At 71.2% G+C, this 26,789-nt stretch carries 26 protein-coding genes and 1 pseudogene; 15 read left to right on the top strand and 12 right to left on the bottom strand.

Annotated elements, in window-relative coordinates:
• Window positions 1–324: 324 nt before the first annotated feature.
• From ACIP4X_RS08805 to ACIP4X_RS08765, 9 genes are all read left to right on the top strand, one after another.
• The gene (locus tag ACIP4X_RS08805; protein WP_401347762.1) at window positions 325–1,563 is read left to right on the top strand and encodes an amidohydrolase; all 1,239 of its coding nucleotides are present in this window, start codon (window positions 325–327) and stop codon (window positions 1,561–1,563) included.
• A 272-nt stretch (window positions 1,564–1,835) separates the two neighbouring features.
• A complete protein-coding gene (locus ACIP4X_RS08800; protein WP_358735931.1) occupies window positions 1,836–2,870 on the top strand; it encodes a BMP family ABC transporter substrate-binding protein in 1,035 nt (344 codons plus the stop codon).
• A 302-nt stretch (window positions 2,871–3,172) separates the two neighbouring features.
• Complete coding sequence (locus ACIP4X_RS08795) at window positions 3,173–4,219, top strand: BMP family ABC transporter substrate-binding protein (RefSeq protein WP_358735933.1); 1,047 nt, start codon at window positions 3,173–3,175, stop codon at window positions 4,217–4,219.
• A 224-nt stretch (window positions 4,220–4,443) separates the two neighbouring features.
• The gene (locus ACIP4X_RS08790; RefSeq protein ID WP_358736031.1) at window positions 4,444–6,039 is read left to right on the top strand and encodes an ABC transporter ATP-binding protein; all 1,596 of its coding nucleotides are present in this window, start codon (window positions 4,444–4,446) and stop codon (window positions 6,037–6,039) included.
• Window positions 6,036–7,163 (top strand): ABC transporter permease, encoded by a 1,128-nt coding sequence (locus ACIP4X_RS08785; RefSeq protein WP_358735935.1) that lies wholly within the window; start codon window positions 6,036–6,038, stop codon window positions 7,161–7,163. The genes ACIP4X_RS08790 and ACIP4X_RS08785 overlap by 4 nt, the downstream gene beginning before the upstream one ends.
• Complete coding sequence (locus ACIP4X_RS08780) at window positions 7,163–8,425, top strand: ABC transporter permease (RefSeq protein WP_358735936.1); 1,263 nt, start codon at window positions 7,163–7,165, stop codon at window positions 8,423–8,425. The genes ACIP4X_RS08785 and ACIP4X_RS08780 overlap by 1 nt, the downstream gene beginning before the upstream one ends.
• Window positions 8,422–8,823, top strand: coding sequence for a cytidine deaminase (locus tag ACIP4X_RS08775; protein WP_358735938.1), 402 nt, complete (start codon window positions 8,422–8,424; stop codon window positions 8,821–8,823). Before ACIP4X_RS08780 ends, ACIP4X_RS08775 begins: the two co-directional genes overlap by 4 nt.
• An 80-nt stretch (window positions 8,824–8,903) precedes the next feature.
• Window positions 8,904–10,187, top strand: a complete 1,284-nt coding sequence (locus ACIP4X_RS08770; RefSeq protein ID WP_358735939.1) for a thymidine phosphorylase — start codon at window positions 8,904–8,906, stop codon at window positions 10,185–10,187.
• Window positions 10,188–10,282: 95 nt separating this feature from the next.
• Complete coding sequence (locus tag ACIP4X_RS08765; protein ID WP_391456189.1) at window positions 10,283–10,870, top strand: Uma2 family endonuclease; 588 nt, start codon at window positions 10,283–10,285, stop codon at window positions 10,868–10,870.
• A 6-nt stretch (window positions 10,871–10,876) separates the two neighbouring features.
• Here the strand turns inward: ACIP4X_RS08765 and ACIP4X_RS08760 are convergent.
• Window positions 10,877–11,200: pseudogene (locus ACIP4X_RS08760) on the bottom strand (AEC family transporter); the annotation flags it as partial.
• 146 nt (window positions 11,201–11,346) lie between these two features.
• Between ACIP4X_RS08760 and ACIP4X_RS08755 the strand changes: the two are divergent.
• The gene (locus tag ACIP4X_RS08755) at window positions 11,347–11,733 is read left to right on the top strand and encodes an STAS domain-containing protein (protein ID WP_391456191.1); all 387 of its coding nucleotides are present in this window, start codon (window positions 11,347–11,349) and stop codon (window positions 11,731–11,733) included.
• Here the strand turns inward: ACIP4X_RS08755 and ACIP4X_RS08750 are convergent.
• On the bottom strand, window positions 11,626–12,633 hold the full coding sequence (locus tag ACIP4X_RS08750; protein WP_391456193.1) for an RNA polymerase subunit sigma-70: 1,008 nt from the start codon (window positions 12,631–12,633) through the stop codon (window positions 11,626–11,628). The genes ACIP4X_RS08755 and ACIP4X_RS08750 overlap by 108 nt on opposite strands.
• A 186-nt stretch (window positions 12,634–12,819) precedes the next feature.
• Window positions 12,820–14,094: an MFS transporter gene (locus ACIP4X_RS08745; protein ID WP_391456195.1), complete on the bottom strand. Its 1,275-nt coding sequence runs from the start codon at window positions 14,092–14,094 to the stop codon at window positions 12,820–12,822.
• Between the two features lie 63 nt (window positions 14,095–14,157).
• Between ACIP4X_RS08745 and ACIP4X_RS08740 the strand changes: the two genes are divergently transcribed.
• Entirely contained in the window at window positions 14,158–15,111 is a 954-nt protein-coding gene (locus tag ACIP4X_RS08740; RefSeq protein ID WP_391456197.1) for a LysR substrate-binding domain-containing protein, read from the top strand.
• Window positions 15,112–15,209: 98 nt separating this feature from the next.
• On the opposite strand, the gene ACIP4X_RS08735 is transcribed toward ACIP4X_RS08740, so the two are convergent.
• On the bottom strand, window positions 15,210–15,971 hold the full coding sequence (locus tag ACIP4X_RS08735; protein WP_358735949.1) for an alpha/beta hydrolase: 762 nt from the start codon (window positions 15,969–15,971) through the stop codon (window positions 15,210–15,212).
• Window positions 15,972–16,084: 113 nt separating this feature from the next.
• Between ACIP4X_RS08735 and ACIP4X_RS08730 the strand changes: the two genes are divergently transcribed.
• The gene (locus ACIP4X_RS08730; protein WP_391456199.1) at window positions 16,085–17,248 is read left to right on the top strand and encodes an adenosine deaminase; all 1,164 of its coding nucleotides are present in this window, start codon (window positions 16,085–16,087) and stop codon (window positions 17,246–17,248) included.
• 128 nt (window positions 17,249–17,376) lie between these two features.
• Window positions 17,377–17,730 carry an ATP-binding protein gene (locus tag ACIP4X_RS08725; RefSeq protein ID WP_358735953.1) on the top strand — a complete coding sequence of 118 codons (354 nt, stop codon included), beginning with the start codon at window positions 17,377–17,379 and terminating at the stop codon, window positions 17,728–17,730.
• A 111-nt stretch (window positions 17,731–17,841) separates the two neighbouring features.
• Here ACIP4X_RS08725 and ACIP4X_RS08720 read toward each other — a convergent pair whose 3' ends face one another.
• From ACIP4X_RS08720 to afsQ1, 5 genes are all read right to left on the bottom strand, one after another.
• Complete coding sequence (locus tag ACIP4X_RS08720) at window positions 17,842–18,042, bottom strand: PspC domain-containing protein (protein ID WP_358735955.1); 201 nt, start codon at window positions 18,040–18,042, stop codon at window positions 17,842–17,844.
• 64 nt (window positions 18,043–18,106) lie between these two features.
• Window positions 18,107–18,688: a VanZ family protein gene (locus ACIP4X_RS08715; protein WP_358735957.1), complete on the bottom strand. Its 582-nt coding sequence runs from the start codon at window positions 18,686–18,688 to the stop codon at window positions 18,107–18,109.
• A 236-nt stretch (window positions 18,689–18,924) separates the two neighbouring features.
• Complete coding sequence (locus ACIP4X_RS08710) at window positions 18,925–19,533, bottom strand: hypothetical protein (protein WP_401347441.1); 609 nt, start codon at window positions 19,531–19,533, stop codon at window positions 18,925–18,927.
• Window positions 19,530–21,131 (bottom strand): ATP-binding protein, encoded by a 1,602-nt coding sequence (locus tag ACIP4X_RS08705; RefSeq protein ID WP_401347439.1) that lies wholly within the window; start codon window positions 21,129–21,131, stop codon window positions 19,530–19,532. Before ACIP4X_RS08705 ends, ACIP4X_RS08710 begins: the two co-directional genes overlap by 4 nt.
• Complete coding sequence (afsQ1, locus tag ACIP4X_RS08700; RefSeq protein ID WP_037868090.1) at window positions 21,128–21,805, bottom strand: two-component system response regulator AfsQ1; 678 nt, start codon at window positions 21,803–21,805, stop codon at window positions 21,128–21,130. Before afsQ1 ends, ACIP4X_RS08705 begins: the two co-directional genes overlap by 4 nt.
• 205 nt (window positions 21,806–22,010) lie before the next feature.
• On the opposite strand from afsQ1, the gene ACIP4X_RS08695 reads away from it, so the two are divergent.
• A complete protein-coding gene (locus ACIP4X_RS08695) occupies window positions 22,011–22,790 on the top strand; it encodes a SigE family RNA polymerase sigma factor (protein WP_358735960.1) in 780 nt (259 codons plus the stop codon).
• Window positions 22,791–23,130: 340 nt separating this feature from the next.
• Here ACIP4X_RS08695 and ACIP4X_RS08690 read toward each other — a convergent pair whose 3' ends face one another.
• Window positions 23,131–23,766, bottom strand: a complete 636-nt coding sequence (locus ACIP4X_RS08690) for a uridine kinase (RefSeq protein WP_358735961.1) — start codon at window positions 23,764–23,766, stop codon at window positions 23,131–23,133.
• Window positions 23,767–23,894: 128 nt separating this feature from the next.
• On the opposite strand from ACIP4X_RS08690, the gene ACIP4X_RS08685 reads away from it, so the two are divergent.
• Window positions 23,895–24,293, top strand: coding sequence for a hypothetical protein (locus tag ACIP4X_RS08685; RefSeq protein WP_358735963.1), 399 nt, complete (start codon window positions 23,895–23,897; stop codon window positions 24,291–24,293).
• A gap of 99 nt (window positions 24,294–24,392) precedes the next feature.
• On the opposite strand, the gene ACIP4X_RS08680 is transcribed toward ACIP4X_RS08685, so the two are convergent.
• Window positions 24,393–25,322, bottom strand: a complete 930-nt coding sequence (locus ACIP4X_RS08680; protein ID WP_358735965.1) for an aldehyde dehydrogenase family protein — start codon at window positions 25,320–25,322, stop codon at window positions 24,393–24,395.
• On the bottom strand, window positions 25,315–26,787 hold the full coding sequence (locus tag ACIP4X_RS08675) for an aldehyde dehydrogenase family protein (protein ID WP_358736033.1): 1,473 nt from the start codon (window positions 26,785–26,787) through the stop codon (window positions 25,315–25,317). Before ACIP4X_RS08675 ends, ACIP4X_RS08680 begins: the two co-directional genes overlap by 8 nt.
• Window positions 26,788–26,789 lie beyond the last annotated feature (2 nt).

Raw genomic sequence — 26,789 nt, 5'->3', positions numbered from 1 at the left:
CCGGGCGGCTCCGAGGGGTCCTGGAGGCGACGGGAGCCGCACGGACGGCCGTCCGCCAGGTGAACATCGCGGGCGTGCTTGCCGTGGGACGTGGTATGCGTGGAGAAAAGAACAAATGGGGCGGGGTGCCAGGGGCGTGACGTGAGCCACTCTCCCCGGAGCTCCGTGATCCGCTCGGCCGGCGAAGGCGGGCGAGTTTACCCATCCCAGTCGATACGTATGCGCCGGGCGGTCTCTTTTCCTTCCCCTAACGGATTGAACTTTTGTTGATCGAGGGTCAGTTGACCACCCCGGCGTCCTACCCTTCAGAGGGTGAAGCAACTGATGTCCCCAGAGTCCGAGGCCGATCTCCCCGCTGATGCCACGGCGGAAGCCGCCCTTCCCGGCACGCTGCCGGAGGCGCTGTACGCCGAGCTCGTCGCGTTCCGGCGCGACCTGCACATGCACCCCGAGCTCGGCAACCAGGAGTTCCGTACCACCGCCGCGATCAAGGAGCGGCTGGAGAAGGACGGGCTCGCGCCGCGGGTCCTGCCGGCCGGCACCGGGCTCGTCTGCGACATCGGGGGCGATCCCGGAGGCGGGGGGCCGGGTGTGCTCGCCCTGCGCGCCGACATCGACGCCCTGCCCATCCCCGACACCAAGAGCGAGAGCCCGTACCGCTCCACCGTGCCCGACCGCGCCCACGCCTGCGGGCACGACGTGCACACCTCCGTCGTCCTCGGCACCGGACTGGTCCTCGCGGACCTGCACCGGCGGGGGCTGCTGCCCCGGCCCGTGCGGCTGATCTTCCAGCCCGCGGAGGAGGTGCTGCCCGGCGGCGCCGCCGAGGTCATCAAGAGCGGCGCGCTGGACGGAGTGAGCCGGATCGTCGCCGTGCACTGCGACCCCCGGGTCGACGCCGGCCGGATCGGACTGCGCCAGGGACCCATCACCTCCGCCTGCGACCGGCTGGAGGTCATGCTGGACGGCCCCGGCGGGCACACCGCGCGACCGCACCTGACCACGGACCTCGTCACCGCCGCCGCCCGGGTGGTCACCGACGTGCCCGCGCTCGTCGGCCGGCGGGTCGACACCCGCGCCGGGCTCGCCGTGACCTGGGGGCGGATCGAGTCCGGGCACGCCCCGAACGTGGTCCCGCAGCACGCCGAACTCGCCGGAACGGTCCGCTGCCTGGACATCCGCGCCTGGCGGCAGGCGCCGGACATCGTGGTCGCCGCGATCGACGAGGTCGCCAACCTGCACAAGGCCAAGTCCGAGATCAACTACGTGCGCGGGGTGCCGCCGGTCGTCAACGAACCGGTGGTGACCGAACTGCTGCGCGAGGCGATGACCGCCCGGCGCGGCGCCGCCACCGTGGAGGACACCGAGCAGAGCCTCGGCGGCGAGGACTTCTCCTGGTACCTGGAGCACGTGCCCGGCGCGATGGCCCGGCTCGGGGTGCGCACCCCGGGCGAGCGGACCGTGCGCGACCTGCACCAGGGGGACTTCGACGCCGACGAGTCCGCCATCAGGGTGGGCGTGGAACTGTTCACGGCCGCCGCCCTGCTGCACCCGACGCACTGATCCAGCCGGCGAAGGGGCGCCCGGAAGGTGCCCCTTCCTCCGGCCCTGTCACCCGTCCCCGTCCCGGGACCCGCGAACCACCCGCTGTCGGCACGGTTCGGTAACGGCCGGGATCAACCCCGTTTCCCTCCGCCTCTACGCGCGTTACTGTGCGCCGGAATCGCCACCAGAGGCGGCTCATGGGGAAAGCGGGCCGGCGACGGTGCCGTGGGCAAGAAGGGGTGCTTGCTGTGCGTCTGAACTCATCGAGGACCAGGTTCTCCCGAGCCGCGGTGACCGTAGCGGTCATCGCTCTCGCGGCCGCCGGGTGCGGCAAGTCCAGCAACGACTCGTCCGGCGGCGGCGGTTCCGACACGTCCGGCGCGTACTCGGGCAAGGGCATAGGCCTGGCGTACGACATCGGCGGCAAGGGCGACCAGTCCTTCAACGACGCCGCTTTCGCCGGTTTCCAGAAGGCCGAGAGCGAGTTCAAGATCGGCGGCCGCGACGTCGACCCGAACGACAGCGAGTCCGACGCCGACAAGATCCAGCGCCTCGAACAGCTCGCCAAGGCCGGTTACAACCCGATCATCGGGGTCGGCTTCGTGTACGGCCCGGCGGTCAAGACGGTCTCCGCCAAGTTCCCGAAGACGACCTTCGGCATCATCGACGACGAGACCGTCAAGGCCGACAACGTCGCCGACATGGTCTTCCATGAGGAGCAGGCCTCCTACCTCGCCGGTGTCGCCGCCGCCAAGACCACCAAGAAGAACCACATCGGGTTCATCGGCGGTGTGGACATCCCGCTCATCCACAAGTTTGAGGCGGGCTTCGTCCAGGGCGCCCAGTCGGTCAACCCGAAGATCAAGATCGAGAAGCAGTACCTGACGCAGACCCCGCAGGAGGGCGGCTTCTCCAGCCCCGACAAGGGCGAGAGCGCCACCAACGGCCAGATCGACGCCGGCGCCGACGTCATCTACCACGCGGCCGGCCTGTCCGGCCAGGGCGTCATCAAGTCCGCCGCCGCGCACAAGGTGTGGGCGATCGGCGTCGACTCCGACCAGTACCAGCAGAGCTCCCTGGCCAAGTACAAGGAGTGGATCCTCGGCTCGGCCCTGAAGAACGTCGGCGGCGCGGTCTACGAGCTGACCAAGTCCGTCGTCGACGGCAAGCCGCTGAACGGCGAGGTGCGCGGCGACCTGAAGTCGGGCGGCGTGGGCTTCGCCGACTCCAACCCGAAGTACCAGGCCATGAAGGACGTCGTCGCCGCCGTCGACAAGGCCAAGCAGGACATCATCGACGGCAAGGTCACCGTCAACACGCAGTGACCGCGCCGTCGGGCCCGGAACACCGACGGGAAGGCCCCGGACCGTACCGGTCCGGGGCCTTCCCGCGTCCCGGTGCCGGTGTGCGGCGCCCCTGCCCGCCGTGCCGGGGCGCCCCTGGCCGTCGGCTCGGGGACCGTAGGCGTTCCCGGTCTGGCGGACCCGCGCCGGGCCAGATTGGAACCGAAGGATCAAAACGGTCGGATAACACTCTGGCAAGGAAGGTTTTCCGCCATGTCTACGCGCGTTACGCTGCGGCGGAACCAGCGCCTGGTATGGGCGCTTGCACGAAGGAGTCTCGTTCCATGCGCCGGGTGTCCCGTATAGCGGTTGCAAGTGTCGCAACCGCAGCCCTCGCCGTCACTGTTTCCGCATGTGGCAGCAGCTCGTCCAGCTCGTCGTCCGGTGGCGACAAGAGCCTCGGTCTCGCCCTCGCCTACGACGTCGGCGGCAAGGGTGACCAGTCCTTCAACGACGCCGCGACGGCCGGCATGGACAAGGCCGACCAGGAGTTCGGTTACAAGAGCACGGCTGTCGAGCCGCAGGACGGCGAGTCGGACGCGGACAAGGTACAGCGCCTGGAGACCCTCGCCAAGCAGGGCTACAACCCGGTGATCGGCGTCGGCTTCGCCTACGCCCCGGCCGTCAAGGCCGCCGCCGCCAAGTTCCCGAAGACCACCTTCGGCATCGTCGACGACAACCAGATCTCCGCGAGCAACGTCACGGACCTGGTCTTCCACGAGGAGCAGGCCTCCTACCTGGCCGGTGTCGCCGCCGCCAAGACGACCAAGACGAACACCGTCGGTTTCATCGGCGGCGTGGACGTTCCGCTGATCCACAAGTTCGAGGCGGGCTTCAAGCAGGGCGTGGCGGACACCAAGAAGGGTGTCACGGTCAAGTCGCAGTACCTGACGCAGACCGCGCAGGAGGGCGGCTTCTCCAGCCCCGACAAGGGTGAGAACGCCGCCAACGGCCAGATCGACGCCGGTGCCGACGTCGTCTACGCCGCCGCGGGTCTGTCCGGCCAGGGCGTGATCAAGGCCGCCTCCGAGCACAAGATCTGGGCCATCGGCGTCGACTCCGACCAGTACAAGCAGGGCGCGCTGGCCAAGTACAAGGACTCGATCCTCACCTCGGCCATGAAGGACGTCTCCGGCGCGGTCTACAACCTGGCCAAGTCCGTCAAGGACGGCAAGCCCGAGACCGGTGAGGTGCGCGCCAGCCTGGCCACCGGCGGTGTGAGCCTCTCCGACTCCAACCCCGTCTTCAAGAAGAACGCCGACCTCCAGAAGGCGATCAAGAAGGCCGAGGAAGCCATCAAGAGCGGCTCGATCACGGTCAAGGACTCCTGACCGAACGACCGCGGGCCCCTCGTAGGGATGGCCTGAATGACGCTGCGGCGGCAGCGTCACGGCGGCGGAACGGGGTGTGGAAGCGCACAGCGACTCACACCCCGTTCACGCGGCAGAATGCTCGGAACGGATCGAGGACAAGTCAAGGTCGATCGGGTCCGGGCACTATTTAAAGCAGGGGCGCTACGCGCGTAGAGCGGCCCCTTTCCCCAAGGAGAGTCGCCATCGACGCGTCCAGCAGCCCTCCGCTCACCGCCCAGCCGACCATCGCGGTAGAGCTCGCGGGCATCACCAAACGGTTCCCCGGAGTCGTGGCCAACCACGACATCCACCTGACGGTCCGTAAGGGAACCGTACACGCCCTCGTCGGCGAGAACGGTGCCGGCAAGTCCACCCTGATGAAGATCCTCTACGGCATGCAGAAGCCGGACGAGGGCACCATCGCGATCGACGGCGAGCAGGTGAGCTTCGGCAGCCCCGCCGACGCCATCGCCCGCGGCATCGGCATGGTCCACCAGCACTTCATGCTGGCCGACAACCTGACCGTGCTGGAGAACGTCGCCCTCGGCAGCGAGAAGCTGTACGGCATCGGCGGCGGCGCCCGCAGGAAGATCAAGGAGATCTCCGACCGCTACGGCCTCGGCGTCCGCCCCGACGCCCTGGTCGAGAACCTCGGCGTCGCCGACCGCCAGCGCGTGGAGATCCTCAAGGTCCTCTACCGCGGCGCCCGCACCCTCATTCTCGACGAGCCGACCGCCGTGCTCGTCCCGCAGGAGGTCGACGCGCTCTTCGACAACCTGCGCGAGCTCAAGGCCGAGGGCCTGTCGGTCATCTTCATCTCCCACAAGCTCGGCGAGGTCCTGTCGGTCGCGGACGACATCACCGTCATCCGCCGCGGCACCACCGTGGGCACGGCCGTCCCCGCCGAGACCACCTCGCGCCAGCTCGCCGAGATGATGGTCGGCAGCGAACTGCCCACCCCGGAGACCTCCGAGTCCACGGTCACCGACCGCGCGGTCCTCACCGTCGACAAGCTGCGACTGGAGGCCGAGGGCGGCCGGGCCGTCCTCGACGACATCAGCTTCACCATCCGCGCCGGCGAGGTCCTCGGCCTCGCGGGTGTGGAGGGCAACGGCCAGACCGAGCTGATCGAGGCCCTCATCGGCCTGAAGTCCGCCGACTCCGGCACGATCACCCTCGGGAACGAGGACGTCACCTCCTGGCCCACCCGCCGCCGCCGCGAGTCCGGCGTCGGCTACATCCCCGAGGACCGCCACCGGCACGGGCTCCTGCTGGAGGCCCCGCTGTGGGAGAACCGCATCCTCGGCCACGTCACCGAGCGCCCCAACGCCAAGGGCTTCTGGCTCGACCCCAAGGGCGCCCAGGAGGACACCCGCCGGATCGTCGAGGAGTACGACGTCCGCACCCCCGGCATCGACGTCACCGCCGCCTCCCTGTCCGGCGGCAACCAGCAGAAGCTGATCGTCGGCCGTGAGATGAGTCACAGCCCCAAGTTCCTGATCGCCGCCCACCCCACCCGCGGTGTGGACGTCGGCGCGCAGGCCGCGATCTGGGACCACATCCGTGAGGCCCGCCGCGAGGGCCTGGCCGTGCTGCTGATCTCCGCCGACCTGGACGAGTTGATCGGTCTGTCCGACACCCTGCGGGTGATCTACAACGGCCGCCTGGTCGCCGACGCCGACCCCGCCACCATCACCCCCGAGCAGCTGGGCTCGGCCATGACGGGTGCCGCGTCCGGCCACCTGGAAGACACCGAAACCACCGCGGAAGACGCCGGTCCGGAGGACGAGGCCCGATGAAGAAGTTCGACAAGGAGCGCGTGCTCCTCGCGGTGGCCGGCCCGGTCATCGCGCTCGTCGCGGCGATCCTGCTGACCTCGGTCGTGCTGATCGCCTCCGGCAAGAGCCCGATCGAGCCGTACACGCTGATGCTCGAGCAGGCGTCGTACTCCGACGTCCAGGTGCTGATCATCAACCAGGCGTCGATGTACTACCTGGCGGCGCTCGCGGTGGCCGTCGGCTTCCGCATGAACCTGTTCAACATCGGCGTCGACGGCCAGTACCGGCTCGCCGCGATGATGACCGCCGTCGTCGGCGCCCACCTGGCCCTGCCGTCCTTCCTGCAGATACCGACGCTGCTGCTCGTCGGCATGCTCACCGGCGCCTTCTGGGCCGGCATCGCGGGTCTGCTGAAGGTCACCCGGGGCGTGAGCGAGGTCGTCGCCACGATCATGCTCAACGCCATCGCCACCAGCCTCATCGGCTACCTCACCCTGACCGACATGTGGGGCGTGCAGGTCGGCAACAACATGACGACCGGCATCATGAAGGAGTCCGGCTGGGTCTCGGGCATCGACCTCGGCTCGGACGTCGGCCAGATCTACGGCCTGGTCTTCCTCGCCGTCGCCATGGGCGTCGTCTACTGGATCGTCCTCAACCGCACCCGCTTCGGCTTCGACCTGCGCGCCACCGGCGAGTCGGAGAGCGCCGCCGCCGCCTCCGGCGTGGACGCCAAGAAGATGGTGCTCACCGCCATGCTGATCTCCGGCGCGGTCGCGGGCCTGTCCGGCCTGCCGCTGCTGCTCGGCGACGCCCACACCTACAGCCTGAGCTTCCCGACCGGCCTCGGCTTCACCGGCATCACCATCGCCCTGCTCGGCCGCAACAACCCGGTCGGCATCGCCTTCGCCGCCCTCCTGATCGCCTTCCTCGACAAGGCCTCTCCCGCCCTCGACTACGCCATGCCGGTGGCGTACGAGAAGGAGATCGCCACGATCATGCAGGGCCTGATCGTCTTCGCGGTCGTCATCTCCTACGAGGCCGTACGCCAGTGGGGCCTGCGCCGCCAGCAGAAGCAGGTCGGCGCCGAGCTCGCCGCGGCCGCCGCCCAGAACAACGTCCAGAAGAAGGAGGTGGCGGCCTGATGTCCACCGCGACCATCGCCAAGCCGCAGGCCAAACAGCCCGGCAAGGGCAGCCGCCGTGTCTCCCTCCCGGTACTCCTGCTGATCATCGCCGGTGTGCTGGTCCTGACCTCGCTCGTCCGCATCGTCACCGGCGCGAACGGCATCACCTCGACCGGCCAGATGTCCACCGCGCTGCGCCTGGCCGTCCCGATCGGCCTCGCCGGCCTCGGCGGTCTGTGGGCCGAGCGGTCCGGCGTCGTCAACATCGGCCTCGAGGGCATGATGATCCTCGGCACCTGGTTCGGCGCCTGGGCCGGCTACCAGTGGGGCCCGTGGGCCGGTGTCGTCTTCGGCATCATCGGCGGCGCGCTCGGCGCCCTCCTGCACGCCATCGCCACGGTGACCTTCAACGTCAACCACATCGTCTCCGGTGTGGCGATCAACATCCTGGCCCTCGGCACCACCCGCTACCTGTCGAAGTTCACCTTCGAGGGCGTCCCGCAGGGCTCCTCCAAGCAGTCCCCGCCGATCGACTCGCTCGGCACCTTCGACATCCCGGGCCTGGCCGGCTGGCTGGACACCCTCAACGGCAAGCACTGGTTCCTGGTCTCCGACGTCGCCGGCCTGCTCGGCGGTCTGATCACCGGCCTGTCGCCGCTGACCGTCATCGCGGTCGCCCTGGTGCCGCTGTCCTGGTGGGTGCTGTGGCGCACCGCCTTCGGGCTGCGCCTGCGCTCCTGCGGCGAGAACCCGGTGGCCGCCGAGTCGCTCGGCGTCAACGTCTACAAGTACAAGTACATCGCTGTGATCATCTCCGGCGGCTTCGCCGGCCTGGGCGGCGCGTTCCTGTCCATCGTGGCCTCGAACGTCTACCTCGACGGCCAGACCGCCGGCCGCGGTTACATCGGTCTCGCGGCGATGATCTTCGGCAACTGGATGCCGGGCGGCCTCGCCCTCGGTGCCGGCCTGTTCGGCTACACCGACAGCCTGAACCTGCGCGGCGGCACGACCAACGTGCACGCGCTGATCCTGCTGCTTGCGATCCTGCTGGTGCTGGGCGCGGCCTACCTGGTCTGGAAGAAGAGGATGGTGCCCGCCCTCGTCACCGCCGTGGTCTCGGCGGGGATGTTCGCCTGGTACCTCGGTACCCACGAGGTGCCCAAGCAGGTCGTGACCGCCACGCCGTACATCGTCACCCTGCTGGTGCTGTCGCTGTCGGCACAGCACCTGCGGATGCCGAAGGCGGACGGTCAGCCGTACCGGAAGGGACAGGGCAAGTGAGCGCGGACACGACGGTCGACTGGGCGGGGCTGCGGCAGGAGGCGCGCGCGGCGATGACCCGCGCGTACGTCCCGTACTCGAACTACCCGGTCGGCGCCGCCGCCCTCGCCGACGACGGCCGGATCGTCACCGGCTGCAACGTCGAGAACGCCTCCTACGGGCTCGGCCTGTGCGCCGAGTGCGGTCTGGTCTCGCAGCTCGCGAACACCGGGGGCGGCCGGCTGACGCACTTCACGTGCGTGGACGGCAAGGGCGAGATCCTCGTCCCGTGCGGGCGCTGCCGCCAGCTGCTGTACGAGTTCGGCGGGCCGGAGCTGATCCTGGAGACCCCGGCGGGAATCCTGACGCTGTCCGAGATGCTGCCGCAGGCCTTCGGGCCGGACCACCTCACCAAGTAGGACCCGGGCGGCTTTCCCGAACCCCCTCGGGGCCGGGGAAGCCGCCCGCCCCCTTCGCACCCCGGAAGGAACCGAACCCCATGGCCATGGACGCCATCTCCGTCATCCGCACCAAGCGGGACCGCGGCGAACTCAGCGACGAGCAGATCGACTGGGTGATCGACGCGTACACCCGCGGGGAGGTCGCCGACGAGCAGATGTCCGCGCTCGCGATGGCCATCCTCCTCAACGGCATGAACCGGGGGGAGATCGCCCGCTGGACCGCCGCGATGATCGCCTCCGGCGAGCGCATGGACTTCTCCTCGCTGTCCCGCCCCACCGCCGACAAGCACTCCACGGGCGGTGTCGGTGACAAGATCACGCTGCCGCTGGCCCCGCTGGTCGCGGCCTGCGGCGCGGCCGTTCCGCAGCTCTCGGGCCGCGGCCTCGGCCACACCGGCGGCACGCTGGACAAGCTGGAGTCGATCCCCGGCTGGCGGGCGCTGCTGTCCAACGAGGAGATGCTGTCCGTGCTGGACGGCGTCGGCGCGGTGATCTGCGCGGCGGGCGACGGCCTGGCCCCGGCGGACAAGAAGCTGTACGCCCTGCGCGACGTGACCGGCACGGTCGAGGCGATCCCGCTGATCGCCTCCTCCATCATGTCCAAGAAGATCGCCGAGGGCACGGGCTCGCTGGTCCTCGACGTGAAGGTGGGCACCGGCGCCTTCATGAAGACCCTCGACGACGCCCGTGAGCTGGCCTCCACGATGGTCGGCCTGGGCACCGACCACGGCGTGCGGACCGTCGCGCTCCTGACCGACATGTCGACCCCGCTCGGCCTGACGGCGGGCAACGCGCTGGAGGTCCGCGAGTCGGTCGAGGTCCTGGCCGGCGGCGGCCCCGCGGACGTGGTCGAACTGACGCTGGCCCTGGCGCGCGAGATGCTCGACGCGGCCGGCCTGAAGGACGCGGACCCGGCGAAGGCCCTGGCCGACGGCTCCGCCATGGACGTCTGGCGCCGCATGATCGCGGCCCAGGGCGGCGACCCCGACGCCCCCCTGCCCACCTCCCGCGAACAGCACGTGATCACGGCCCCGTCCTCCGGCGTCCTGACCCGCCTCGACGCCTACGGCGTCGGTGTCGCCGCCTGGCGCCTGGGCGCCGGCCGCGCCCGCAAGGAGGACCCGGTCCAGGCGGCCGCGGGCGTCGAGCTGCACGCCAAGCCCGGCGACCGGGTGACCGAGGGCCAGCCCCTCCTGACCCTCCACACCGACACCCCCGAGCGCTTCGAGTACGCGCTCGAGTCGGTCGAGGGCTCGTACGACATCGCGGCGCCCGGCACGGACTTCACCGCCTCGCCGGTGGTCCTGGAACGCATCGCCTGACCTGCGCCTTCTTCGTCTGGGTGAACGGGACCGGTGGACCTCCACCGGTCCCGTTCGGCATGCTGGGATCGGTGACGCACCGATAGGAGACCGCCATGAGCGCACTCACCGTCAGCCATGACCCCGAGCAGGGCTGGGACGACCTCGTCCGGTTCTGGGAGGAGATGGAATGGCCCGAGGGCGGCAGGGTGGAGATCATCGAGGGGATCGTCACCGTGTCACCGCCGCCGTCCGAAGAGCACAACGACACCGCGGAACTGCTTCACGAACGCCTGTACGGCGCACTTCCGCCCAACTGCGACTGGGGTGTCTATCAGACGCTCGGGCTGACGTGCCCGGAGACGGGCAGCTTGTTCGTCCCTGTTCTGTGTGTGGTGCCGAGAGTCGCCCTGCGCCGAGGAACGCGGGTGCCTGTCGGCGAGGCGGAACTGGTTGTCGAGGTCACGTCCCGGAGCAACGCCAATCACGACCGCACCAAGAAAGCCCACGGTTACGCCGTGGGAGGCGTGCCCTTCTACCTTCTCCTGGATCCCTGGCACTCGGGTCGTCCCACGGCGACGCTCTACGGTGAGCCGCAGGGGGGCGCGTATCGGGTACTCGCGTCAGTCGAGTACGGCGAGGAGCTGAAGCTGCCCGAGCCGTTCAAACTGGTTCTCGACACCGGCATGTTCCCCTGCGTCTGACGGACGTCACCCCAGCAGCGCCGCGACCACCACCAGCGTGGGAACCGACAGGATCGTCGACAGCAGGATGGACTCGCGGGCCAGGGACTCGCCGACGCGGTAGCGGCTCGCGCAGGTGAACAGGTTCTGTGCGGCGGGCAGGGCCGAGGCCACCACGACGTCCAGCAGAGGTGCCCCGCTCAGGTGGAAGACGCCCGCCGCCAGGGCCCAGGCTGCCAGGGGCTGGCCCGCCGACTTCAGGGCGACGGCGAGCAGCACCGGGTGGCGGTCGCTGCCCCGGCCGGGCGCCGCGCTGCCGCGCAGGGAGATGCCGTAGGCCAGCAGGACCGCCAACCCCCCGCACACGGCCTCCTCCGCGGGCAGGGGGCCGTCGCGTATCCAGGGCGGTGCTGATCCATGAGGCACACGGCCACCCTCCGGGAGGGCGTGGACCAGGTCAATGTGATCTTCTGTGGGCCTTCGGCTCCCGGTTCGCGATGAGTTGTGGCCGGCGGCGCGGTCTACAGACCGTGGATGCCAGGACACCTGCCGTGCTCGTGCTCGCCGGGCCCGTCACCCGGGAGGAGGTGGCGGGGCTGTGCGCGGACCTGCGGGCCCTGCTGGAGGGGACCGGGGCCGGAGTCATGGTGTGCGACGTCGGGGGGCTCGGACCGCCGGGGCTCGGCGTGGTCGACCTGCTGGCGCGGCTCCAGCTCACCGCCCGGCGGGCCGGGGGCCGCATACGGCTGCGCGACCCGGATCCGGCGCTGGACGCCCTACTCGGCCTGGTCGGTCTCTCCTTCGAGGTGGAGCGGCAGCCCGAACAGCGGGAACCACCGCTGGGTGTCGAGGAAGCAGTGGAACCCGGTGATCCGGCCCTCTGACATCTCCAGGACCTGCACCGCCCACGGGCTGAAGCCGCCCTTCTCCGGGTCCGGCTTGTACTGGGCGAAGCCGGGCAGCCCGTTGGCCCGCACCGGCAGCAGCCGGGAGCCCGCGCAGGCCGCGCCCAGCGTCGCCATGAAGCCCGTGATGTCCGACGGGCCCGTCAGCCACAGGTCGAACGGCGGCATCGTCATCACCGCGTCCTCGTGGAGCAGCGCGGTCAGCTCCGCCATGTCGTATCCCTCGAACGCCTTCACATAGCGCTCCAGGAGCCGTTGCTGGTCCTCGTCCAGCGGGTCCGACACGGCGGCCTCGGCGGCCCTGTCGCCCCGCTCGGCCAGCGTGGCGCGGGCGCGCTGCAGGGCGCTGTTGACCGAGGCGACCGATGTGCCCAGCAGCTCGGCGACCTCGCTCGCCCGCCAGGCCAGCACCTCGCGCAGGATCAGCACGGCCCGCTGCTTGGGCGGAAGCTGCTGCAGCGCGGCCATGAAGGCGAGCCGCACCGACTCCTTGGTGACGGCCGCCTCCGCCGGATCCTCCACCGGGGGCAGTATCCGGGCGTCCGGCATCGGCTCCAGCCAGGTGTGGTCCGGACTCGGGGACAGCGCCGCTCGGGACAGCGGCGTGGACTCGGTCAGGTCCATCGGCCGGGCCCGCTTGCTGCCCGCCGCCAGCATGTCCAGGCAGACGTTCGTCGCGATGCGGTAGAGCCACGAGCGCAGGCTGGAGCGCCCCTCGAACTTGTCGTAGCTCCTCCAGGCCCGCACGAGCGTGTCCTGGACCGCGTCCTCCGCCTCGAAGGACGAGCCGAGCATGCGGTAGCAGTAACCGGTCAGCTCGACCCGGCACTCCTCCAGCCGCTCGTCGAGACCCGCCGTCGCCGTCGTGCCGTTTCCCATCGTCCACTCGCCCCCGTGGCCGTCCCGTTTGTGCCCGTGCGCGTCATCGCGCCCAGCACTTCGGAAGCTACCGCAGCCCACTGACAACGACTCCTGGGCGGAAGAAGCCGCAGGTCGGGAGGGTGCGCGGCCATGAAGCCACGGCTAGGGCCGCCATCGGCCCGGTGTCCGGCCTTCGGCGCGCGGTTACGCCGGTACCGGCTCGCGGCGTGCCGCGGTCCTTGCCGCGTGGGAGCCGAGTGCAGTGATCGTCACGACGCCCAGGACGGCCAGCACGCCGACCCCGACCGTGCCCGGCCAGCCCTGCGCGTGGAAGGCCATGGCGCCCACCGTGCTGCCCACGCTGGAGCCCACGTAGTAGGCGGACTGGTAGAGCGCCGAGGCCTGCGCGCGGCCGTGCGTCGCCGTCCGGCTGACCGCCGAGGAGGCGACCGCGTGACCGGCGAAGAAGCCCGCGGTGATCAGGACCAGGCCCAGCAGGACCAGCGCGACCGAGTCCGCGAGGGAGACCAGCAGACCCGCCGCCGTCGTGGCGCCCGCCAGATACAGTGCGCCCCTGCGGCCCAGGCGGCCCACCAGCCGCCCCGCCGTCGACGCGGACACCGTGCCCACCAGGTACACCAGGAAGATCGAGCCGACGATGCCCTGCGGCAGGGAGAACGGCGCCTCGGTCAGGCGGTAGCCGATCGCCGTGTAGACCCCGCCGAACACCGTCATGAACAGCGCGCCGATCGCGTACAGGCGGCGCAGCAGTGGATCGGCGAGGTGGTCGCGGACCGAGCGCGCCAGCACCCGCGGGCGCAGCGAGCCCGCCCTGAAGTGCCGCGGCGCCGGAAGCAGCAGGCGGAAGGCCACCGCGCAGCCCACCGCGATCACTCCGATCACCCCGACGGCCACCCGCCAGCCCCACTCCTGGGCGACCCAGCCGGTGATGACCCGGCCACTCATGCCGCCCACGCTGTTGCCGGCCACGAACAGGCCGATCGCCGTGATCAGAGCACGCGGCCGGACCTCCTCCGCCAGATACGCCTGCGCCGAGGCGGGCAGCCCCGCGAGGGCCGCGCCCTGGAGTGCCCGCAGCACCACCAGCGCGCCCAGCGACGGCGCGAACGGCACCAGCAGCCCGACGACCACCGCGACCGCCAGCGAGGCCGTCATGACCGTACGCCGTCCGAAACGCTCCGACAGGGCGCTCGCCGGGAGCACGAACAGTGCCAGGCCGCCGGTCGCGGCGGCCACCGTCCAGCTCGCGTCGCCCGCCGCCACGTGGAACTCGCCGGAGATCAGCGGCAGCAGGGCCTGAGTGGAGTACAGCAGCGCGAAGGTGGCGACACCCGCGAGGAAGAGGGCGAGGCTCATCCGGCGGTAGCCGGGGCCGCCCGGGGTCATACGGGAGTCGGAGTCGGGGACTGAGGCGACGGCGCCCATGATGGCGGGCGCCCCGGTATCGGCGGGAGTCATGCGTCGACGGTAGGAAGGCCCGCACTCATCCGTCCAATGCACGGACTCGGCATAATCGTTCCCATGGTGCATCAGCCGAGGTCGCAGCCGCGTCTGTCACAGACCGGTGACACAGAAGACATCGTCGCGTCGCTGGCGCCCCGCCTCGCGCACTTCGCCGGCGTGGCCCGCACCGAGCACGTCACGCGGGCCGCGCAGGAGATGCGGGTCCCGCAGTCCACGCTCTCGCGGGCCATGGTCCGGCTGGAGCAGGACCTCGGTGTCGACCTGTTCGCCCGCCGGGGCCGCACGGTCTCCCTGACCCCCGCGGGCCGCACCTTCCTCACCTCCGTGCAACGCGCCCTCGCCGAGATCGAGCGCGCCGCCGAGGAGGTGCGCGCGGACGCCGACCCGGCCACCGGCAAGGTCGCCTTCGGCTTCCTGCACACCATGGGCGCCGAGACCGTACCCGGGCTCATCCACGCCTTCCGCGCCGACCACCCCCGCGTCCGCTTCAGCCTGGTGCAGAACTACGGCGAGGCCATGCTGGAAGGACTGCGGGCGGGCGAGCTCGACCTCTGCCTCACGTCCCCCGTGCCGGACGCCCCCGACCTGGTCGCCCGCCGCCTAGACGAGCAGAAGCTGCGTCTGGTCGTCCCCGCCGACCACCGGCTCGCCGCCCGCCGCCGCATCCGCCTGGCCGAGGCCGCCGAGGAGTCCTTCGTGACCCTGGAGCCCGGCTACGGCCTGCGCCGCATCACGGACGCCCTGTGCCGGGAGGCCGGCTTCAAGCCGCGTGTCGCCTTCGAGGGCGAGGAGGCCGAGACCCTGCGCGGTCTGGTCGCGGCGGGTCTCGGGGTCGCCCTGCTGCCCCCGCCGGCCTTCCCCCGCCCCGGAGTCGCCGAACTGACGGTGACGGCCCCGCGCGCCGTGCGGGAGATCGGCGTGGCCTGGCTGGAGGGGCACCCGGACACACCGCCGGTGGCGGCGTTCAAGAAGTTCCTCCTCGCCAAACGCGGCAGGCTGCTTCCCGCATGAGCGCGGGTTGCCTTCCGTCCGCGGGCGGGCCGCCGCCCACCTGACGGCGGACTGCTCGCGGACGGCAGCGAGTTGCTCCCCACCGGCAGCCGGCGGCCCTACCGCCGCAGTGTCTTCCCGAACCCGGCGGCCAGCGGCATCCGCAACCCCAGCGGCGGCGGAGCCGCCAGCGCGTCCTGCACCGGGCGTGAGAACACCCGCCCGAACAGCGAGCCCATGACGAAGTCGGCAGTGAGCGCGAGGACTTCGTCGCGGTACTGACGCAACCCGTGCCCGTCGGCGTGCACTTCGAACCGGCACACGTCCCGGTTCGCCTTCTTCGCCCGCTCCGCGAACCGGAACGACAACTCGGGATCGGTCCGTTCGTCGTTCGTGCCGTGCACGATCAGCACGCGGCGCCCGGCGAGCTGCCTGACCGGTTCGGGGGAGGCCGCCATGTCGTCCTCGGGCAGCCAAGGGGCCAGGGCCACCACGGAGTCGACGGCCTCGTGCCCGGCCGCGTGCAGTGCGGCCCGGCCGCCCATGCCGGGACCGGCCAGGCAGACCGGCACGTCCCCGTAGCGTCGTACGATCTCCTCGACCGCCCAGGCGGCGTCGGCGGCCGCGTGCGCCTCGGCGCCGTTCCAGCCGCGGTAGCGGTAGTGCACCACGTGCACGGCCAGGCCCTCCTCGCGCCCGGCGCGGGCCAGCCGTCGCCCCAGCGCGCGCAGCGAGGCGGCCGTCAGCACCGGCGAGGGTCTGCGGGTGGACACCTCCTGGGCGCCCGGGAGCAGCAGCACCGCTCCGCCCACCGCCGCCGGCTCCGTGCCGAGCGTCCTCCCCAGCCGGGCCGTGCGAACCGGCGTCGCTTGGTGTGCCATGACAGAACAGTGTCAGAAGCGCCGCTGTACGCCACCCGTCCGGGCGGTCACCGTTACATATCGACGGTTGTGTACACACGATGATCTACGCGCGTAGGAGTTACAGTGCGGAAATGACGAGCCAGGCTGCGCACCAGGGGAACACCCCGAGCTCGGACCAGATCCGCCGGGCGCCCAAGGTTCTGCTCCACGATCATCTCGACGGCGGGCTCCGCCCGGGAACCGTCGTCGACCTGGCCCGCGCTTCGGGCTATGCGCACCTCCCCGAGACCGATCCGGACAAGCTCGGCCTGTGGTTCCGCGAGGCCGCCGACTCCGGTTCACTGGAACGGTACTTGGAGACGTTCTCGCACACCGTCGGCGTGATGCAGACCCGCGACGCCCTCGTCCGGGTCGCCCGCGAGTGCGCCGAGGACCTCGCCGAGGACGGCGTCGTCTACGCCGAGGTGCGCTACGCCCCCGAGCAGCACCTGGAGGGCGGGCTGAGCCTGGAGGAGGTCGTCGAGGCCGTCAACGAGGGCTTCCGCGAGGGCGAGCGGACCGCCCTGGAGAACGGTCACCGCATCCGGGTCGGCGTGCTGCTGACCGCGATGCGGCACGCGGCCCGCTCGCTGGAGATCGCCGAACTCGCCAACCGCTACCGGGACTCGGGCGTGGTGGGCTTCGACATCGCGGGCGCCGAGGCCGGGTACCCGCCCACCCGGCACCTCGACGCCTTCGAGTATCTGAAGCGGGAGAACAACCACTTCACGATCCACGCGGGCGAGGCCTTCGGGCTGCCGTCCATCTGGCAGGCGCTCCAGTGGTGCGGCGCGGACCGCCTGGGCCACGGCGTGCGCATCATCGACGACATCACGGTCCACGAGGACGGCACGGTCGAACTGGGGCGGCTGGCCTCCTACGTCCGCGACAAGCGCATCCCGCTGGAGCTGTGCCCGAGTTCCAACCTCCAGACCGGGGCGGCGTCCTCGTACGCGGAGCATCCGATCGGGCTGCTGCGCCGGCTCCACTTCAGGACCACTGTCAATACGGACAATCGTCTGATGTCCCACACCAGCATGAGCCGGGAGTTCGAGCGGCTGGTCGACGCATTCGGATACACGCTCGACGACATGCAATGGTTCTCCGTCAATGGGATGAAATCAGCATTCATCCCTTTCGATGAACGACTGGCGATGATCAATGACGTGATCAAGCCCGGATACGCGGCGCTGAAATCCGAATGGCTGTTTCAGCAGACCGTGTCCACCAGGGGTTTCTCTTCCCCGGACGAGTGATCGGCGGATACGGGAACGCATCCGGGACGCATATTCCGTCGGTATTTCGATGTTTGCGGCGGACGGCTCGGCGTGTTTACGGTCGTGGACCGCTCAGTTCCCTGTCTTCCACCCAAGGACGCGTTTTCATGAAGCAGTCTGCCGCCAAGTCCCTCGGTGTCGCCGCCCTCGGCGTCGCCTTCGCCGCCGCCGGCGCGGGCGCCGCGAACGCCGCGCCGGCTGTTCCGGACGCCGGCCAGGCACTCGGCACCGTCGGCAAGGCGCTCCCGACGGAGAACGTCACCAAGTCGCTGCCCGGCGCCGGCCAGGCGCTGAACCAGGCCAAGCCCGCGATGCAGTCGGGTCTCGCGGCCGCGCAGCCGGCCGCCCAGAGCCTGCTCCAGAACGGCCCGACCAAGCCGGTCGGCGGCCTGCTCGGCGGCCTGCCGCTGCAGGGCCTCCCCACCCACGGCCTGCCGCTGAACGGGCTGCCGCTGGGCTGAGTCCCAGGGCCGCTCGCCGACCCCCGCAGCGGACACGACGGCACGGCTGGGGCGCACCTCCTGGTTCCAGGGTGCGCCCCAGCCGTGCCGTCGTGTCCGCGTGTGCGGCGTTCACCATGCGCCGCCGGCCGCCCCCTCGGAGGGCAGCAGGATCCACAGCGCGATGTAGACCAGGAACTGCGGGCCCGGCAGCAGGCAGGACAGCAGGAACAGCACGCGCATCGTCGTCGCGGAGGTGCCGAAGCGCCGTGCCAGCGCAGCGCACACTCCGCCGAGCACACGGCCGTGGGTCGGGCGGGCGAGGGCGGTCATCTCGACTCCTTCGTGGTCTGTCGGTGCGGGGCCTTTTCGTCGGCTGCCCCGTCCGACTTCCACGCTACGGAGACGAAGGGGGCAGAGCGTCGCTCCACGGGGCGAGGCCGACCCTGGGAATCGTCGGGGTGCGCCCCTGAGGCGGCTCCTCCTGGCGCGGGGCGGTCCGCTCCCCGCGCTCCGCCCCGCGGCGGAGACGGGAGCGGCCCGCGGGGACGACCGCGAGGTGGGCGAGGGCCACGCCCACGGTGTTCAGCAGGACCGTGTCGACGTCCACCACCCGGCCCGGCACGCCGGTCTGCAGCAGGGTGATGCCCAGCGAGATCAGGGCGCCGGCGGCGACCGTGCGGATCAGGGAGCCGACCGGGGAGACATGGAGGCTGCCGTGCGTCATCGGCAGCAGTACGCCCAGCGGCGCGAGCAGCGCCAGTCCCTCGCCGATGCGCCGGCCCGCCTCGGGCCAGCCCAGCGCCAGGTCGGCCCGGACGGTGGCGAGCGGACGCAGATTGGGGGGCGTCACCCAGGGGACGTCCAGCGGACGCAGCGTGAGCCAGGCGACGAGCGCGAGGTGGGCGACGAGGAGGACACCCCCTGTCACGCGGACGTGGAACGCGGCGCTGCCGCGGATGGAGCCTTGACGCTGCACGCCACCCAAGACGCAGCCCCCGGCACGATCGGTTCCGCCCGGACACCCCAGTGACGGATGAGTGCTGCGCCACACCCGGCGGCGCGTCCGTGCCCCACAGGCTTCTCACGTGCGGGTGGCGTCCGGGTGCGCCGTGCTCGGCGCTGCCCTCCCGGGCGCCGCCGCGCGGTGCCGTTCCCGGCGTGCCGGGCGTGGTGCCCCGCACCGGTGCCGTTCCCGGCGCGCCGTCTCTCCCGTCAGCCGTCCGCCACCGGGCTGGACGGGGGCAGGCCGACGCCCGGGTGGGAGCGGAGTTCTCCGGTGCACTCGTAGCGGCGCAGGGCCGTGTCGTCCGGGCCGCCGAGGACGACGGAGCCGTCTCCCTCGGCTGCGGCCGAGTCGGACAGGGTGCACACGATCTGGGCGAGGGCGTACGGGGCGAGGCCGGCCGGCGGGCTGCTCAGCCGGAGCGTGTCGGCGGGGTCACGGGGGCGGGGCCCCTCGACCCTCAGTCCGCCCGGGACGTGCGTGGTGTACCCGGCCGCCTTCTCGACGGGCGACGGCGGCGCGGCGAGCTGGTCGAGCAGTCCCTGCGCCACGATCACCCGCCGCCGCGCGTCCGCGGTGCTCTCCGGCACCCGTACCGTACGGTCGACGGTCACCAGCGACGAGCCGCACAGCAGGAACACCTGGACGGGCACGCCGCGCGAGGACTGGATGGCCAGGTCGGGCTGGGACAGCGAGCAGGGCACGCGGGAGGGCGCGCCGCCGAAGTCCGTGGGCACCTCGGTGGGCCGGATCCCGCACCCGGCGAGCAGCAGGCCCAGGGCGGTCATCGTCACCGGCAGGAGTCGGCGTGCGTTCATCGGGCGGCCCCCTTCGAGCCGTTGTCCTCGTCCTGCCCGCGCTCGCTCCGCTCCGCGGCGAGCGTGGAGGCGTCCCGCGGCAGCCGCAGCGTGAACACCGCTCCGCCCTCCGGTGAGTTGGCCGCGGTGATGCCACCGCCGTGGATGTGCGCGTTGTTCAGGGCGATGGACAGTCCGAGGCCGCTGCCCTCGGAGCGCGGCCGGGACGCGCTCGCCTTGTAGAAGCGGTCGAAGACGTGCGGCAGCACGTCCTCGGGGATGCCCGGCCCGTGGTCGCACACCTCGATGACGATCTCGGCGGGCCGCTCCGCCTCCGCGGCCGACTCGCGCACCGACACCCGCACCGGCGAGCCGCCGTGCTTGAGCGCGTTGCCGATGAGGTTGGCGAGGATGACGTCCAGACGGCGCGGGTCGAGCTGGGCGTGGATGCCGCGCTCGGCGTCCAGCTCGACGGCGTCCAGCCAGGCGCGGGCGTCGATGCAGGCGGTGATCAGGTCGGCGATGTCGACGTCGTCCAGGACCAGCCGGGCCGTGCCCGCGTCGAAGCGGGTGACCTCCATCAGGTTCTCGACCAGGTCGTTCAGCCGCCGGGTCTCGCTGACGACGAGCCGGACCGCCGGCTCGATCATCGGGTCGATGCCGCCGCCCTCGGACTCCAGCTCCTCCTCGAGGACCTCCGTCACGGCGGTGATGGCGGTCAGCGGTGTACGCAGCTCATGGCTCATGTCCGCGACGAAGCGGCGGGAGGACTCGTCGCGGGCCGCCATGTCGGCGACCCGTTTCTCCAGCGCCTCGGCCGCCTTGTTGAACGTCCTTGACAGATCGGCGAGTTCGTCGGTGCCGGACACCTGCAGCCGGGTGTCGAGCTTGCCCTCGCCGAGCCGGCGCGCGGCGACTCCGAGCCGGTGCACCGGCTTCAGCACCGTGGTGGCGGCGGCCTGGGCGAGCAGGGCGGCGCCGATGAGGGCCAGGCCGGTGGCGATGCCCAGGGACCAGGCGAGCGAGTTGAGGTCCTTGGCCTCCGGCTCCAGCGACTTGAGCATGTAGCCGGTCGGGCCGCCGCCGATCACCCGCGTGCCGGCCACCAGATACGGGGTGCCGTGCATGACGATCCGCTGCCAGTACAGGTGGTACGGCGCCTTGTTGGCCGAGGAGAGCGGCTGCTGCCTGTTCACCGCGGTGCGCAGTGAGACGGGTACGTCCTCCAGCGAGAAGCCGTTCAGCCCGCCGGAGTTGCCGTACAGCGTCCTGCCGTTCGCGTCCTGGCCGACGAGCAGCACGCTGAAGCGCTGGCTGCTGCCGGCCATCTGCCCGGCGGTGTGCTGGAGCTGGTCCTGCGTGGTGTGCACCGGCAGCGCGCCCGCGCGGTTCTGCACCTCCTGCTGGAAGTCGCGCAGCGCCGCGTCCTGGGCGCGGGTGAGCACCGCCTCGCGGTTGAGCCAGTACGCGATCCCGGACGCCGACACCGCAGCGGTCAGCGCCACCAGCGCGAAGACGACGACCAGCCGCAGCCGCAGACTGGTGAACCGCAGCCGGGACAGCGTCCCCCTGTTGCGCTCCGAGGCCCAGCCGCGGAGCCCGCCCTGCTCGTCGGTCACTGAGGCGCGTCCAGGCGGTAACCGACGCCGCGCACCGTGCGGATCAGGGTCGGGGACGAGGGCACGTCCTCCACCTTGGCGCGCAGCCGCTGCACACAGGCGTCCACGAGCCGCGAGTCACCGAGGTAGTCGTGCTCCCACACCAGCCGCAGCAGTTGCTGCCGGGACAGCGCCTGCCCGGGCCGGCGGCTCAGCTCCAGCAGCAGTCTCAGCTCGGTCGGGGTGAGCTGGAGGTCCTCGCCGTTCTTCGTCACGGTCATCGCCGCCCGGTCGATGACGAGGCTGCCGAAGGTCGCCGAGTCGTTCGCCTCCCGCTCGCCGCGCCGCAGCACGGCCCGGATCCGGGCGTCCAGCACCCGCCCCTGCACGGGTTTGACCACGTAGTCGTCGGCTCCGGACTCCAGCCCGACCACCACGTCGATGTCGTCGCTGCGCGCGGTGAGCAGGATGATCGGCAGCTGGTCCGTGCGCCGGATGCGCCGGCACACCTCGAACCCGTCGATGCCGGGCAGCATCACGTCCAGCACGATCAGGTCCGGCCGCTGCTCGCGCAGCAGCTTCAGACCGTCCTCGCCGCTGGCAGCGGTGGCCACCCGGTGCCCCTGGCGCGTCAGTGAGAGCTCCAGGGCCGTTCGGATGGCGTCGTCGTCCTCGATCAGCAACAGGGAAGGCACGGGCTTCATTCTGGCCCATGCGGGGTCGCTGTTTCGACACCCGTACGGCACCCGTACGGCAACCTGCGCCCGGTAACGGCTCTCCGGCCCCTGTGACAGGTCTGTGACAGTCGGCGGACATGGTCATGAAGTGACCACGGCAAGCTTTTCGGCACGGGGCAAGGAAGCACGACGGAACACCGGGACTCCACGACGGGGGGCGCGAATGAACACACTGCACAGCACCAGCCACAGCGCAGTGGTCACGCGTCTGCACGACGTGGCGGCCCGGTCTCCGGAGAAGTCCGGTGCCGTGAGCGGGCGGGGGTGCGCTCGCGGCACCGGGCGTCAGCACACCGCGCATGCGTCGCAGGGGCTTCAGCCCCGCATGACGGTGGTTGACGCGAACACGGGGGATACACACGGGGGAACCGCGTACGGGGAGGGCTCGGGGGAGCGCCGCACGCTGTCGGAGACTGTGGATGCCGAAGCGGCGTTCACCGCCTACGTCCAGGAGCGCCGCGCCTCCCTGTACGCAACCGCCTACCACCTGACCGGCGACCGCTTCGAGGCCGAGGACCTGCTGCAGAGCGCGCTGTTCTCGACCTACCGGGCGTGGGACCGGATCAGTGACAAGGCGGCCGTCGGCGGATACCTCCGCCGCACCATGACCAATCTGCACATCAGCGCCTGGCGGCGCCGCAAGCTCAACGAGTACCCGACCGAGGAACTGCCGGAGACGCCCGGCGACACGGACGCCATGCGCGGCACCGAACTGCGCACCGTCCTGTGGCAGGCGCTCGCCCGGCTGCCCGAACTCCAGCGCACCATGCTGGTCCTGCGTTACTACGAGGGCCGTACGGACCCGGAGATCGCGGACATCCTCGGCATCAGCGTCGGCACGGTGAAGTCCAGCATCTGGCGGTCCCTGCGCCGGCTGCGCGAGGACGAGGTCCTCAGCTTCGGCCGTGACCGTGAGGAGTCCTTCGGCGAACTGGTCGCCTGACACGACCGAAGGGCAGGGGGAACGGGGGAAGGGGAAAACGGGGGGAATCCCGGGGGGACACGGGGCTCGGGGGAGTCACGGGGGACTCGGGAACCACGGGGGAAGTGGGGACACGGGGGAAGCACGGGGGAACCCACGGGGGAAAGTGGGGGAGCACCAAGGGAGCGGGGCTGGAGGACCGGGGGGTCTGTCCAGTCCCGCTTTCGTGTCCCGCTTCCGGGCACGTGCGCACGCGCGTTGACGTGCGAGGGGGCGTATCAGGGGCGTACGGGATGCGTACGCCCCTCTGCCGTAGGCCGGTTGAGCCGTGAGCCGGCTGAGGCGTGAGCCGGCTGAGCCGTCAGGCGGCCGTCCGCGTCTGCGCCTGCCGTCCCGCCGCCGCGGCGGCCAGCCGGCCCAGGGCCTCGTCCCGGTCGCACGCGTGGGCGCCCAGTGTGACCTGACGGGCCACGATCGACCGTTCGGCGCGCATCAGCCGCCAGCCGCGGCGCAGCAGGAACGGCACCGACTTGCGGCCCTCCTTCAGATCCCGCGCGAAGCGCCGCCGGAACGTCGTGACCGGTCCGCGGTTCAGGCACAGCGCGTCGGCCAGGACGCCGAGTTCCCGGCAGCGCTCCACGATCTCGGCGGCGAAGATGCCCTCCGCGATGAACAGCGGGGTGCGGCCGATGTGCAGTGTGGTCTCGCCGGTGCGGGCGCTCAGCGAGATGTCGTACACCGGCACGCTCGTGCTGCCCGTCGCGCACAGCCGGCTGATCGCCGCGACCGCGACGTCCGCGTCCCACGAGCCGGGGTGGTCCCAGTCGATGTCCGAACTCCCCGCCACCAGTGGCAGCGTCGGGTCGCCGGCCTCCTTGTAGAAGTCGTCGAGGCGCAGTACGGGCAGTCCGGCGCGGGCGGCGACCAGGGACTTGCCCGAGCCCGAGGGGCCGCACAGCAGTACGACACGGGCGGGAGACGGAGGATGAAGGCTCACGGAACACCAGTTTGACGCATGGTGGCGCGGCTGCCGACCCCGCGGGTCGGCTTTGGAACGTGGCTTACGTCTCAACTACCCTGTGCGCTGTTCTCGTTACCCACCGCATCCGTAAGGCGGCACCAGACATGGCCCGACACGCGTCCTCACCTCGTCCCACCGCCCGCCGCGCCCTGGTCGCCGTCGTGACCGCGGGGGCCGCCCTGGGCGTGGGCGCGACGACGGCCTCGGCGGAGATCCTCCCGGGCGGGGGCGAGGGACGTCTGCTCAGCTCCCTCGGCCAGGCCGACGCGCAGTCGGGTGTGCAGGCACTGGCCGGCACGGTCGGCCACACCACCGGGACCGTCACGGCCCTCAAGCCCAACCCGCTCGCGGGCACCGGCGTCGACCCGCTCGACAACGGCGTCGGCACCCAGGTCGCCGACTTCCAGCCGGTCGGCTCGAAGATGGTCACCGGCCCGGTGGCCCAGGCCCCGTCGGTGGGCGCCGTGCCGGTCGTCGGACAGCTGCTCGGGTCGGTGCGCTGACCCGGGCGCGTCCCGCGCACACGGAGAGCCGCGCCTCCCCCGGACGGAGGGGAGACGCGGCTCCGACCCGTGTGGGGCGCGTGCGGCGCCCCGGGCGGCTCAGTACGACGAGCCGGAGGCGCCCAGGGAGCCCGTCGGGTGCCAGACCGTCTTGGTCTCCAGGAAGGCCGTCATGCGGTCCGTGCCCGGTGTCGCCGACCAGTTGTCCACAGGCTGTGGACGAAGGACGCGCTTGAGGTTGTCCGCCGCCGCGACCTCCAGTTCCCTCGCCAGCTCCGCGTCGGCGCCCGCGAGGTCGATCGCGTTGACGTCCTGGTGCGCGGCGAGCGGCGCGGCGATCTCCGCCGTACGGCCGGACAGGACGTTCACGACACCGCCCGGCAGGTCGGAGGTGGCCAGCACCTCGCCGAGGGAGAGCGCCGGGAGCGGGGACTTCTCGCTCGCGATCACGACCGCCGTGTTGCCGGTCGCGATCACCGGGGCGATCACCGAGACCAGGCCCAGGAACGACGACTCCTGCGGGGCCAGGACGGCCACCACGCCGGTCGGCTCGGGGGAGGAGAGGTTGAAGTACGGGCCCGCCACCGGGTTGCCGCCGCCCACCACCTGGGCGATCTTGTCGGTCCAGCCCGCGTACCAGACCCAGCGGTCGATCGCCGCGTCGACCTGCGCGGCCGCCCTGGCCTTGGACAGGCCTTCGGCCTCGGCGACCTCGCGGACGAACTGCTCGCGGCGGCCCTCCAGCATCTCGGCGATGCGGTAGAGGATCTGGCCCCGGTTGTACGCGGTCGCGCCGGACCACGCCCCGAACGCCTTGCGCGCGGCCACGACCGCGTCACGGGCGTCCTTGCGGGACGACTGCGGAACGTTCGCCAGCCAGTTGCCCTTGGAGTCGCTCACCTCGTACACCCGGCCGCTCTCGGAACGCGGGAACTTGCCGCCCACGTACAGCTTGTAGGTCTTGAGGACCGAAAGCCGCGGTTCGGTCGTCGCCCCGGACTTCACTGACTTCTCGGAGTTCTCAGACATCGAGGTACGCCTCCAGGCCGTGCCGGCCGCCCTCGCGGCCGAAGCCCGACTCCTTGTAGCCGCCGAACGGCGAGGTCGGATCGAACTTGTTGAACGTGTTGGACCAGACGACACCGGCGCGCAGCTTGCTCGCCACCGCCAGGATCCGGGAGCCCTTCTCCGTCCAGATGCCCGCGGACAGCCCGTACGGGGTGTTGTTGGCCTTGGCGACGGCCTCGTCCGGGGTGCGGAAGGTGAGGACGGAGAGCACCGGGCCGAAGATCTCGTCACGGGCGATGGTGTGCGCCTGGGTGACGCCGGTGAACAGCGTCGGCGCGAACCAGTAGCCGCTCTCGGGAAGTTCGCAGGCGGGCGACCAGCGCTCGGCGCCCTCCGCCTCGCCCTTGTCGGCGAGCGCGGTGATCCGGGCCAGCTGCTCGGCGGAGTTGATCGCGCCGATGTCGGTGTTCTTGTCGAGCGGATCGCCCAGGCGCAGGGTGGAGAGCCTGCGCTTGAGGGAGTCCAGCAGCTCGTCGTGGATCGACTCCTGCACCAGCAGCCGCGAGCCCGCGCAGCAGACCTGGCCCTGGTTGAAGAAGATGCCGTTCACGATGCCCTCGACGGCCTGGTCGATCGGCGCGTCGTCGAAGACGATGTTGGCGCCCTTGCCGCCCAGTTCGAGGGTGAGCTTCTTGTCCGTGCCCGCGACCGTGCGCGCGATCGCCTTGCCGACGGCCGTGGAGCCGGTGAAGGCGACCTTGTTCACGTCCGGGTGCGCCACCAGCGCGGCGCCCGCGTCGCCGTAGCCGGGAAGGATGTTGACGACACCCTTCGGCAGGCCGGCCTGGCGGCAGATGTCCGCGAAGAACAGCGCGGACAGCGGGGTGGTCTCGGCGGGCTTGAGGACCACCGTGTTGCCGGTCGCCAGCGCCGGGGCGATCTTCCACGCCAGCATCAGCAGCGGGAAGTTCCACGGGATGACCTGGCCGGCCACGCCCAGCGGCTTCGGGGACGGCCCGCTGTGCCCATGCGTCGTCCTCCGGCCGAACCCGGCGTGGTCGAGCTTGTCCGCCCAGCCGGCGTAGTAGAAGAAGTACGCGGCCACCAGGGGCAGGTCCGCGTCCCGCGTCTCCCTGATCGGCTTGCCGTTGTCCAGCGTCTCCAGGACCGCCAGCTCACGGCTGCGCTCCTGGATGATGCGGGCGATGCGGAACAGGTACTTGGCGCGCTCGGAGCCGGGCAGCGCCGACCACTTCACGAAGGCCTTGCGGGCCGCCTTCACCGCGCGGTCCACGTCCGCCTCGCCGGCCTGGGCGACCTCGGACAGCACCTCCTCGGTGCTGGGGGAGACCGTCTTGAAGACCTTGCCGTCGGCGGCCTCGGCGAACTCGCCGTCGATGAACAGGCCGTAGGACGGCGCGATGTCGACGATCGAGCGGGACTCGGGCGCCGGTGCGTATGCGAAGGGAGAAGTCTGGTTTTCCATGT

The organism is Streptomyces sp. NPDC088817, assembly GCF_044750345.1.
GTDB lineage: Bacteria > Actinomycetota > Actinomycetes > Streptomycetales > Streptomycetaceae > Streptomyces.
The sequence above is the reverse complement of the archived record's forward strand: the minus strand, read 5'-3'. Positions and strand labels throughout refer to the sequence as shown.